Source organism: Roseinatronobacter thiooxidans, from assembly GCF_001870675.1.
Taxonomy (GTDB): Bacteria; Pseudomonadota; Alphaproteobacteria; order Rhodobacterales; family Rhodobacteraceae; genus Roseinatronobacter; species Roseinatronobacter thiooxidans.
The window spans coordinates 19,201-30,884 of record NZ_MEHT01000021.1 but is presented as its reverse complement, the minus strand read 5'-3'; the positions used below and the strand labels follow the sequence as shown (position 1 = coordinate 30,884).

The window sequence follows — 11,684 nt, the reverse complement described above, 5'->3', positions numbered from 1 at the left end:
GGCCCTCGGCGAATGCTTACATTTTTTGCGCGGAAACCGAACCAATAGTTCCCCCACCGGAAAGGATTTCTGCTCGCGCAAGAGCGACCATGTCCTTTGTTACCTTCAGCTTCCTCCCCATAGCACCCTCCTGATCATCCTCAATCAGCAAGTTATTTCGTACAGAAGAAACGAGAAACCACAGATCTGGACCATCTGAGCATCATTGCTTGTGAAATTCTGCTTCGATTCTTGGTTTGAGGACACTTGGTTCGCAGGACCGTCAATCAAGCAAGTAGACCCTGCAGAGCGTCGCATATCCCTCCCAAATCTACTGGGATGCAGAAAATCGTAAGAACTATGGAATTATCTCCACAAAAATTCCGATTTTCTTAACAAGCCGATTCTAGATTGCAGGGGAAGGCAAGACGGAGGTGCAATTACAAATGCCGAAAAAATCTGTTGGACCAAAGACTCGAGTCAGGAGCATACGTCTTCCGGTCGATCTCGACAATCAGATCGAAGCAGAAGCGAAAGCGTGCGGAAAGTCATATTCTTCCGTTATCATTGACACCCTGAAAAACAAGAAATTCTCTGGAAGAAACGCGCTTGGCTTGCAGTTCCAACGTCTGAAAATCCTTCACAACAGTCGAGAAATCCTGCTGGAGGAGTGTCCCGACGCAATCGAGAGACAAGCTCGATATCAAGAAATACTCGATGATCTGTACGAAAAATTCTGCTCCGTACGTTTCGAAGATCAGGCAGAAGGAGCGGATTGTGATGGCCGTCAGCAAAATCATCCCGAGTAAAAATCTCACCGATACTTGGAGTAGGATCTTCCGCCTTGTGTCCTACATTCTGGCGCTTAAAGAGGGTACGCCCGAGGGGAAATGCATCGCATTCTTGTCCAATTTATTCTTTAGCTCAGTTCCGGAGAATATGATTTATGAAATGCAAATAGCAGCCAACATGGCGCCTCACAACGCAAAGCCGATCGTACATCAAGTCATAAGCTGGCCCATTAGGGAATGGTTCGATAATTCACTTTTTGAGAATATATTTAAGGACTTTATTGAGTTTTACGACCTCAGCAAACATCAGGTGATTGGAGCATTGCATGGTGATAAAGCTCAAATCCATATTCATTTCGTCTACAACAAATTCAATATTTTCACTGAGAAGACGAAGTCCATCAATAAAGGCTTCGATCGGAGAATGGGCGCAATGTTTTGTAGCTTTATCGAAAGAAAGTATGGCTTTTCATCAGCTAAAAACTCATCAGTATACAAAATAGGAGATGAATTTTACATTTCTGACTTTTATGACATAAGGTCAGCAGGCTCCAAAATTCGTGATAAGTCGATACGGCTCGAAGGCGAAAGTGTCGCTGAAACGATCACCAAAGTTGTCCGCTCTGCGATCTCCACCACCCGGAACTGGGAGGAGTTTCAGATCGTCTTGCTGAAACACGGTGCCGCTGTCCAGTCCGGCCTAAAGAGTGGGTTGGTTTATAGAGCAAAAGATTCAAACGGGCATTTGGTCCATGTCGCCGCATCGCGAATTTGCCGTGAGGCCCGGCGCGACTTCCTGGAAAATCTATTCGGAGCGGATTTCGAAAAACTGGACGTGTCCGCGCAGGTTGCCACCAGCAGCCCTGTCACTGCCAAAACCGGCAAACTCGATCCCGAACCCGTTATCTCGCATTATGAACGATATTCTTCACAGGGATCATCTGACGCGAAATCCATAAAGGATTACAAGAAATTTCTGCGAGAAATCTTCTCTGTCTTCAGCGGCGGTGGTCATGTTTTCTATGAGAAGTTTTCGTCCAAACACGCGGCGCCTTGCGGCAACAGGGTTCTTTTTGACCGACGCCGCGGTGACTGCACAGCACTTGATCCAGATGAAATTCTGGAATTGGCTCCGAACATCGCTCTCGTGGCGCAGTCTTCCGTCCGGGTCGGATTTCGTCCGCTGAAGGACGCAGATATCATTGCTTTTACGGCAATTGGCAGCGTGATCGACCAATTTTGCGCGCAAGGATGGGCGCCTAAGGTCCGGCAGGGCAATAAAGTCATATTTACAGGTCTGCCCCAAGACAGTCAGGAAGCAAAAGTCCTGAGAGCGGCAGCAGGCTTGCTGGGCATGGTCGAGACGAGCGATATTGAAATGGATATCGCCGTGGGTGGCGCAATGGCGAGCTTGGAAAATTATGAACACAGTCCGGCCGAAAATGCCGAAATGGCGGCCATCATATCTGCGAACACCCGGCAGGTTCTGCCAGCGCTTGCCGCGAGATTGCAGGATCTGAGCGGCCTTGTCAGCAAGCTGGTTCAGATCGACTTTGGGAATTTAATCGGCCTTCGCGGTGCATTGAGACGCGTGGGCGGTCGCATCGATCACTTTCTTTCACCTCTCAACCAGGAGCATTGTCGCAATGACGCAACCATCCAATCCGCTATCAACCAACCCTTCGCAAATGGACCATTTGACGCTTCTCATCTCGCAGCTGGCGAACCTGATCGTGAGCCTGGAGGAAGTTTTATCGCAAAAGCCCCAGGACGAAGCTTGGCTGACAGACCTGATCCTAGAGATCCGGGACTCGGCAAAGGTATTGGCCGGATCAAAGACAGCGCTAGAGGGCCTGAAGGCAGACAACGTTATGCTTCGGGGCGATATCGACAAGATGCTGGCCATGATGGAGATTCTGCTCAACAACCAGATAAAGCTTCAGCAGGATTTGGGAGCACCAGCAATCCAGGTGGGGCTGACGCGGTAAGCCTTCTGCAACTGATGCGCGCGCGGATCATCGCCAATCAATACAATCTTGAGGTAAGGTATGCAGAGACGCGCATCGTCTTGTTTCGGCACATTTCAGAGGGCGACCCCGTACCAGTGTGCGAGATTACAGCACACAAAATTAGGCCATTGGTGAGGCTGACAGAAAAACTCGGGAATGCCCTTCAGGAGATGCTGCATTTGCCCGTTGAACGTGGTCATGTTGCCCCCAAGCGCGAGGAGAGACCAGGAAGAGATGCAGCGCCGTCAGACGACAGCCCTTTCGAGTTTGTTCAATCTGTAACAGAACCACGGCCGCAGCCTGTCAAAAGGAAACCACGTCATCTTGTCTTTGATCCATTTAATATCCGGGTCGAAACTCCGAACGAAAGCCCCAGTATGCGTATCACAACTATCGGCGATCTGGACCTGCTGGATCTTGCCCATCTGACATCAATCACACTTCAAGCCAGAAATTTGTTTGATATCGGGACTGCCGTCCAGCATGAGGCCCTCCTACGAGGAAAGCAGACCAACAGAATAGATCTGAATGTTGAGATTAATATAGAACTCGTGGTGTCTGAACCGCGACATGCGCCAGAAGAGATCGTGTTCATATTTGATCCGGTTGATACCGGTTTTGAATCACAAAATCCGGAAAAATGTCTGGTCATTCCCATATCGGATCCAGCAGACCCGGGTGCCGCATGCGGGGCTGTGAGCCCAGAAAACCTGCAGCGCATTACGTTGCACAGAGAATGTCCGCGCTATGATGAAATCGACACTCAGATCGAAGCCTTTAAAGAACGGCTTGAAAAAGTCCTCTTTTATCAGCTCGATCGATTGATCGATTTTGAGCACACATCAGGCTCGCTGGAAGAGCTTCTCTCCGCTCGGTCAGATTACGATGACAGCTTTTCGATGTGACCGGCCCGCTGGACCATTGCCGGGTTGAGGCGATCCCAGTGTCATAGGACGGGGAACGGACAGCAAGGCTGAACTCTATTCTTCCCAACAGGTTTCCACCGTCCATAGGCGCGGTGTGTAGGAATTGCGCTAGCCGGAGTCACACAGAGATGCCCCCCTCCTCATTTCCAAAGCCTGCAGCCCACTTGCAGCAGACAACCCGATGCCTTCAGGTTTTATGCGTCGTGTTTTCCTCTATCCAGGACTGCAGAATGCGGCGGATCATCTCTGGCCGCGTCGGAATGTCTTCCTCACCACGCCGAATTTCATCGATTTGCGCAATGATCTCTCGAGGCAATCTTAAAGTCACTGCCTCAGTATCCGTGCGAGGGCGCCCCATTTTTTTCAACTGAACCTCTTGACTTTTTGATGCTATTAAGTCAATTATATGGAACTGCAAGCTGATGCAAGAGCTCTCACCTTCTTGCACCAGCTCTAACCATGGCAATTATAGGAGAAACCGCCATGACTGATTGTTGGAATAGCACCGTTTCTGGTGCGGACGGAACCTATTTCTCACCGGGCCAGGCGCAGGCGCATACGCCTGCAAGCTGTGCCTTTGGCATTCTCTTGATGCATATCAGGGCGCTCGTCGCGGCTGAGGCGGAGATTGAGACTGCAGGGTTTGCTGTGCTTGGCACAGAGCTGGCACAGGAATTGCGCCGGGCGGAGCAGGCCCGCGAAGCGCTTATCGAAAGCTGCTGTGACGTTATCGCAGCCGATGTCTGGCGCGAAGAAGACCGCGGATTGCGCCATATGGCATTCTTCCTGCTTTCGCTTCTTGAAATTGAGAGCGATGCGGAGCGTCAGCACCTTCACTTTCGCAGCGTTCTCCATCGTGATGTCTTTGGTATTTCGGGGGCGGGCGTGGCCGGCAGGCAGGCACAGAAAATGCAGATGGAATTTTTCTCCCGGCTCGATGATCTGGCGCAGCTTCAGGAATTCGGTGGCCCTGGCGGCGCCTTGGACGACGCTGCGGACGCGTCAGAGCCTGTCCCGGCCTGAAGGTTTTTCACTCCAAATTTTAGTGCGGGGCCTTTGGCCCTGCTGCCATGCTTGCTCATTTAAAACATGGAGGGCACGTCATGCCCCATCAGCTCTTGCTTCCAGGCCTCCCACCTCCACCACCCTTGCCGCCCGAATGTCGTGCCGCGCGCGAGGCACTGCGGAATTACCCGAAGGTTCCGGGACATATCCTTTCTCACTATGCCAAACAGCTCGGCACTTCAGGCGAGTTGCTGTTTGACAGCGTCATGATGCGGCTGGGCGAGCGTTCGATCCCTTGTGCAGAGCATGAGGCATTCGACCGCATCCTGTGGCTTCCACAGGCGCTTGTACGGGTCCAAATCAAGACGAGGCATGTGATGACCCATGATAGTTACGTGTTTGATATCAAGAAAGGGTATCGCGGCGGGCCGACTGGCACCAAGTCTTACAATCGCTCGGATTTTGACATTCTGGCGCTGATTGTCTTGCCAGAGAGTGTCATCAAGTTCACAGCCGAATGGCAGAATTTTCATAGGATCCGGATGTCCGAAATCCAGGATTTGCGCAAACGGCCGGGTGCGAGCTTCACACAAACGCTGGCCTCAATGGGACTGGCTGAGGCCACAAGGTCCGGCCCACCTGAGCCGGTCTGATCGAAACCAGATACGCATCTCATCACACTAATCCCCTGCCCGCACCATCGGGCAGGCCACATAATCTCGGATATAGGTATTTGCATGACTCTTCCCGGTTTAGCTATCGCAGGAGACTATCTTTCCTCAGAACGCGAAATGGCGCAGGATATTGCCTCGCTTCTCGAGAATATGGACCATCCTCCAACAGCGCCCATTCTGACCGAAATCACACCAGACCGCGCCTGTGACGCATTGATGATCCTGCGCCTGTTTAAAGGACACGCAGATGTCGGCGCACCACATATGCTGCCTGCACCCGGAGCAATTACTCTGATCCGTGCGGCCCTGCCGTCTGACACTATACGCCTGAAGACCCTATTCAAGATGCTTAATGCAACGCTGGTCCCGCAGGGTGCTAGGTGCCGCACGCTCGTGTCGCGCTTGAATCTTATTCGACTTCCCGGCTCCGAGGTCAGCCGTGCAGGCGACGCGCAGTTTCGCGAGCAGGTCGAAACAGCGCTTTTGAATGGCGATCCCGTCATGCTCTTCACAGCCGGGTCATCACCGATATGCGCCGAACTGCGCAGCCTCATCGATGTCAGCGTCACAATTGCTCCGACAGATGCACCGATGCTGGCTGCAATCCTGGCGATCTTGCACAAGACCCCTGTCGAAGTGTCTGCTCTGCCGCATCAAGGGATCTCCGGTTTGGGGGAGCTGCAGCTCGCCCGTGTCTTCGCGGCCCAAACCGCAGACGCTGCGATCGCGCAATTGCACAAGCTGTGCCAGCACGCTCAATATGACAGCCACATCACGCTGGACAGTGTTCATGGCCAGCGTGAGGCCAAAGAGGCATTTGTGCAATTGCTTCAGGATATGGAAGACTGGCGTCAGGGGCGCATTGCGTGGTCCGAGGTCACATCGTCATTTCTGCTGTTTGGGCCTCCGGGCACTGGCAAAACCCATCTTGCAAGCGCTCTCGCCGGATCGGCGCAGCTTACCTTTATCAAAACGAGTTACAGCGACTGTCAAAAAGCGGGGCACCAGGGTGATATGCTGCGCGAATTGCACGCGGCCGCCGACAAGGCCTGCACAAATGCACCGAGTGTGTTTTTTCTGGATGAGATCGACAGCTTCCATGCCCGCACCCGTCCCTCCAGTTCCAATTATATTCTTGGCGTGGTTAATGGCCTGCTTACGCTTCTGGACAAGCTAAACCAGACAGAAGGCGTAATCGTTATCGCCGCAACCAATCATCCCGAGACGGTTGACCCAGCCATCCTTCGTGCCGGTCGGTTTGATCAGCATATCCCGGTCGGCCCCCTCGACCGCGCCGGGGTTGTGAGTTTCCTTAAGCAAGAGGTGCCTGCGGGTCTGCTCAGGCCGTCGGATTTGAACCGTCTTTCAGATCAGCTTTCAGGTCAGGTAGGTGCCACTCTTGCAAATCTTGTGCGCAGCGCTCGGACGAAGGCACGGCGGGAGCGGACAGACTTGCGCACCGATCACTTGATTGGAGCCGCAGACGCGCTTGCGCCAGCACCTACACCCGATCTCATGCACCGCGTTGCCGTCCATGAGGCGGGGCACCTGCTGATCGGGCATCTGTGCGGCCTCCCGCACCCGCGGGGAGCTGAATTGAACGGGAATGGCGGGTTCGTGGAAATGCCCAAAATGGAGTATTTGACATCAAAGAGGGTCGATGCGCTCATTACCGTCGATCTCGCGGGCAGGGCTGCCGAGATGGTAATGTTCGGCACAGCCTGTCATGGCAGCGGCGGAAATCACCATGACAGCGATCTGGCCCGCGCCACCCGCCGCGCCATGGAAGCCGAGCTGAGCTACGGCTTTGGTGCGACGCTGATCTGGCACCCTCTCCCCGATGACATCAGTCGCCTTTCACCGGAGCTGTGCGCACGGGTTGAGGATCGCCTGCAACGCGCTCGCGCATATGCCCAGGTGCTGCTTCAGAACCATCAAGCGAATTTGGAACGGATCGCGGCAACCCTGTTGCAAGCGCGCCGCCTGAATGCTGCACAGATCGTGACCCTTCTGGACAATATCGATGCCCGTCATCCGAAACTGCACCAAGATGCCAGGCTGTGATTGCGCGCCTGCTTCTTGTCCTGCTGCACGCAATACTCCACAGGAAATCCAGCGCGGCACTCAAATCCTGCAAGACAGAATGTCCCATCACAAGGTAGTATGCACATACAGGCTGTGTGGCCTGTGAAGCAGAAGCTTCGTGAATCTTATACGTGATTGCGCGGAAGAAGGAGGCGCATGATCGGCAGGATGATGATGCATGAAGAGGACAAAGGCTGCACAGGCGCAGCAAAATCTGGAGAGCGCTGGGGCTGAGACCACAACAGAACGGAAACAGGCGGAAGAGCGGAAAGATGACCGCTCCCTTGCACCAAACGGGGCAGATTCGTCGCCACGGGCGGCATATCTGGCAAGGCTTGAGTTGATGCGTGTCCTGGCCCGCGAAATCGCGCGCCGGGATCATGCAGCAGCGATGAGAGAGGCATGCCAGAACACCCTGGCACATACGGAGGAAAGATCATGACCGGACAGTTGCGCGCTGCGATCTATGCGCGGTTTTCAACGGACATGCAGAGCGATGCGTCGATCGAGGATCAGATCCGGTCTTGTCGCGACTATGCGGCGCGTCAGGGGATGGAGGTGATCGAGACCTATTCCGACCGGGCCATGTCGGGCGCAAGCCTGATGCGCAGCGGCGTGCAGAAGCTGATGCGCGATGCGCGCGGCGGCGCATTTGACGTGGTCGTCAGCGAAGGGCTGGATAGGTTGTCGCGCAATCAGGCCGATATCGCCCAGATTCACCAGAGCCTCACCTTCGCCGATGTGATGATCGAAACTGTGGCCGAGGGCGTCATCTCCGAGATGCATATCGGGCTGAAGGGTACGATGAATGCCCTATTTCTCAAGGACCTCGCGCAAAAAACCCATCGCGGGCTGAAAGGCCGCGCGCTCTCGGGCAAATCCGCAGGCGGGATCACCTATGGCTACCGCGCGCTGACGCGGCTTGATGCCAAAGGGGAACCCGTGCGCGGCGAGCGTGAGATCGACGCGGACCAGGCCGCTGTCGTGCGCCGGATTTTTCAGGATTATGCGAAGGGCGTATCGCCCAAAAAGATTGCCGAGGCGCTGAACCTCGATGGCATCCCCGGCCCGCAGGGTGGCCGCTGGGGTAGCTCGACGATCAATGGCAATCGCGAGCGTGGCACCGGCATCCTGAACAACGAGCTGTATATCGGGCGCCAGATCTGGAACCGCCTGCGCTACGTGAAAGACCCTGAAACCGGCAAACGCGTCTCGCGGTTGAACCCCGAGCGCGACTGGGTGATCACGGAAATCCCAGAGCTGCAGATCATCGAGGATGATCTGTGGGAACAGGTGCGTGCGCGGCAAGGCGCATTGAAGAGCAAGGACACGCCTGTCCCGGTCTGGGACCGGCGCAGGCCGAAGACGCTGTTTTCGGGATTGATGAAATGTGGCTGCTGCGGCTCGGGGTTTTCCAAAGTGACCAAGGACAGCTTCGGCTGCTCGGCCGCGCGCAACAAGGGCAAAGCTGTCTGCACCAATATGGCGCTGATCAAACAGGCCGATCTGGAAGCGAGGGTACTGGATGCGCTGGCCCATCACCTGATGGACCCGGAGGCGGTCACGGTGTTTTGCGAGGCCTATACAGCCGAGAGGAACCGTCTCGCCGCATCTGCGACAAACACGCGCTCTGAGTTCGAGCGGAAACTCTCGCAGCTGAAACGCGACCACGCCAAGCTGGTGGACGCGATCATCGCAGGCGTCCCGGCCGATCAGGTGAAAGACAAGATGATCGCGCTGGATGACCAGCGCCAGAAGATCGAGGCGAAGCTGGAGGCGATGGAAACCTCCCCTGCCCCCTTACGGTTCCACCCGAAGATGGCGGAGACCTATCGTGACCGCGTGGGCACGCTGATCCGGGGGCTGTCGCGAGACGCTGGCCTGACCGAGACGCGCGAGGCGCTGCGGGGTCTGATCGAGAAGATCGTGCTGGAGCCGCGCGCGGAGGGGGAGGGCTTCGATATCGACCTGCATGGCGCGCTTGCGGGGTTGTTGCGTCTGGCGACGGGGGTTGAAGCGGGCGGTGCCGCAACACAGGGTAAAAAGAGCGCAAACGCGAACGGCCCCGCAGGTGCGGGGTTGGAAGGTGTTGATATGATTGAAGAAATTGTGTTGGTTGCGGGGACGCGATACCGCCGTGACTTGCCTGCGCCGTTCTGTTTGGTGTGAGAAAGCACCTCTGAGCTTTAAATAATGCGGCGATTCTTCCGGAAGAACTGCCTCTCACCGTCGCCATATGTCCTTTGCGTCCTGAAACAACCGCTCGGCTCGCGCACCAATGGCATCATCAGACCAGCCGCTCTTGCACTCATCCAGCAATTTCCGGTTTATCATCAGCATGGTGTGAGCGTTCAAGCCGCTACGCTTTCCTGGTTTTTCTGCGTCGAGATCAAACCACGGAGCATTCGACAGACTGGGGTTAAGCCTCTTGCTAACCAGAGTCAGATTGCCGATCCCTTGAATATTGGCCTTTCGTTCTTCAGCGGTGAGACCGTCTGGCAGCGGCCAGTGGTTTTCCCAACCTTGCGGCATGATGTGCTCGATTTGCAATTGCGACCAATCAAACGACATCAATGGTTCGGCCTTCCCGTTTCTGCTTTGATACCTGTGCTCTAAAGCCTGAAGGATCATAAGCACCCGGTCGCGCTTGAAGTAGCCGTAGAACTGACGTCCTATCCAGTTACGGCGAAAAGCCTCGTCCGAAGGCCATTCATCAGCGCCGTGCAACGCTCCCAACAACTCGCGTAGAGCTATGCTTGTTGGTTGATCGCAATGTGCCCTGATCGCCTTCAGAATCGAGAGGGAAAGAGCGCCATAGCTTCTTGTCTGGGAACCACAGATCAAACGGCGGACGAGATAGCTTTCAAGAATATCCGCAAAGGCATCAGCGTCCTCCGGATCCGCTTCGGTGCGGGACATGACCTCGAGCAACAGGGGGTGAAAAACGATGATCCCCAGGCGTGTCAGTCTTTCCAGAAAGAGGTCGAAGCGCCGATTACCCTTCGGCTGATCTATCTTCACAAAACGAAGGGCGTCGGCATGGATTGACTCCATCAGATCCTTCACCTGAAAGGTGGTGGCATCCCGCATGCGTAGACCTTCGGCATAACGCAGGAAGCGGTCATAGAGGTGCTTGCCCGAGATTGCCTCACCGGTCTCTTTGGAAAGCCAATTCTGCAGAAAGGTATCGACTCGCGCCCGCGCCGCATGGCCCGCCCCAACCCGGGCGCGCCAGTAGTCATGGTCCCGATCAAACAGGCGCCAATAAGCCTCATAGAGAGTGCCAACGTTCTGTTTTTGTCTTGAGGCCTCCCAGAGCAACCAGTTCTTGATGAGATCTGCAGGCAGAAGTGGCGTACCATGAGCATTCAGAGTTTCAAAAATTGCCTGCGGCTCATCTCCCTGATCGAGGTCCAACACGATGAGCCGCATGTAGTTTCGCACCGCCTCTGATAGGATGCCCGCCATTTCCGCTGGAGCGCCTGAATGAAGGAACGTTTCCGCAGCATCATAAAAAAAGGCGTAGGCATCTGCCATCCGTCCAGTGCCTGATGGGGTGCTTTTGGCATGACTATCCATTACTTCCTTGAATGGGCCGCGATCCTCGTTTGTGGGCCAGACCTTGTAGATTTCCTCGTCAACAGCGTCGTTAGCCGTCAACTTGGCAACCTGCCGCTTCGCCAGCTCGATTGCTTTGTCGGCAACCTCGTCACCAGAGCGGATACTAGAATCGATCGCATGCTCTACGGCCTTCAGAAGAATCTGGAGCGTGGTCAGCCTCTGCTGGCCGTCGATAACCTCACGCCGAGGCAGGCTCCCTGTCGCGGTAGGCTTCTGTTCGAGTACGATCGTTCCAAGAAAATGGCTGGCGACAACCTCATCGCCAATTCGTGCCTTCAAACGGCCCAGAACCCCTATCACGTCATCCCACAAAGGCTCCCACTGCTCCTCCCGATTCCAGACATATGGCCGCTGAAAAAGCGGCACAGTAAAGCGCTGGTCTTGGCTGAAAACCTGGGAAATAGGGATGTAGCTTGGCTGCAAAACTGCTCTCCGTCAAATTATGAATTTATGGGTTGGGAAACCCACGACATGCAACTGGGAACCAAAAGGCGACGACCGTCCAATTACAATGAGCTTTCGGCATGACCCTGCCATAAGGGAATTCTGTCGCATTGAACGACTGCTCGGCGATTTCGGAAATGGCCTGTTCGA

The 11,684-nt window shown here is 54.8% G+C and carries 8 protein-coding genes; 6 read left to right on the top strand and 2 right to left on the bottom strand.

Features of this window, described 5'->3' with window-relative positions:
- Positions 1-413: 413 nt before the first annotated feature.
- The gene (locus tag BG455_RS17340; protein WP_146257676.1) at positions 414-788 is read left to right on the top strand and encodes a hypothetical protein; all 375 of its coding nucleotides are present in this window, start codon (positions 414-416) and stop codon (positions 786-788) included.
- Positions 760-3,684, top strand: coding sequence for a relaxase/mobilization nuclease domain-containing protein (locus BG455_RS10705; protein WP_071470003.1), 2,925 nt, complete (start codon positions 760-762; stop codon positions 3,682-3,684). Before BG455_RS17340 ends, BG455_RS10705 begins: the two co-directional genes overlap by 29 nt.
- Before the next feature lie 208 nt (positions 3,685-3,892).
- Here the strand turns inward: BG455_RS10705 and BG455_RS10700 are convergent, their stop codons facing one another.
- A complete protein-coding gene (locus tag BG455_RS10700; protein WP_084386279.1) occupies positions 3,893-4,063 on the bottom strand; it encodes a ribbon-helix-helix protein, CopG family in 171 nt (56 codons plus the stop codon).
- Between the two features lie 125 nt (positions 4,064-4,188).
- Between BG455_RS10700 and BG455_RS10695 the strand changes: the two genes are divergently transcribed.
- The 4 genes from BG455_RS10695 (at position 4,189) to BG455_RS10680 (ending at position 9,638) form a co-directional block, all read left to right on the top strand.
- Positions 4,189-4,728: a hypothetical protein gene (locus BG455_RS10695; RefSeq protein ID WP_143079920.1), complete on the top strand. Its 540-nt coding sequence runs from the start codon at positions 4,189-4,191 to the stop codon at positions 4,726-4,728.
- 80 nt (positions 4,729-4,808) lie between these two features.
- Positions 4,809-5,363: a PDDEXK-like family protein gene (locus BG455_RS10690; RefSeq protein WP_143079919.1), complete on the top strand. Its 555-nt coding sequence runs from the start codon at positions 4,809-4,811 to the stop codon at positions 5,361-5,363.
- Positions 5,364-5,447: 84 nt separating this feature from the next.
- A complete protein-coding gene (locus tag BG455_RS10685; RefSeq protein ID WP_084386275.1) occupies positions 5,448-7,448 on the top strand; it encodes an AAA family ATPase in 2,001 nt (666 codons plus the stop codon).
- A 459-nt stretch (positions 7,449-7,907) separates the two neighbouring features.
- A complete protein-coding gene (locus BG455_RS10680; RefSeq protein ID WP_084386271.1) occupies positions 7,908-9,638 on the top strand; it encodes a recombinase family protein in 1,731 nt (576 codons plus the stop codon).
- A gap of 54 nt (positions 9,639-9,692) precedes the next feature.
- Here the strand turns inward: BG455_RS10680 and BG455_RS10675 are convergent, their stop codons facing one another.
- The gene (locus BG455_RS10675) at positions 9,693-11,513 is read right to left on the bottom strand and encodes a DUF262 domain-containing protein (RefSeq protein WP_071469997.1); all 1,821 of its coding nucleotides are present in this window, start codon (positions 11,511-11,513) and stop codon (positions 9,693-9,695) included.
- Positions 11,514-11,684: the final 171 nt, after the last annotated feature.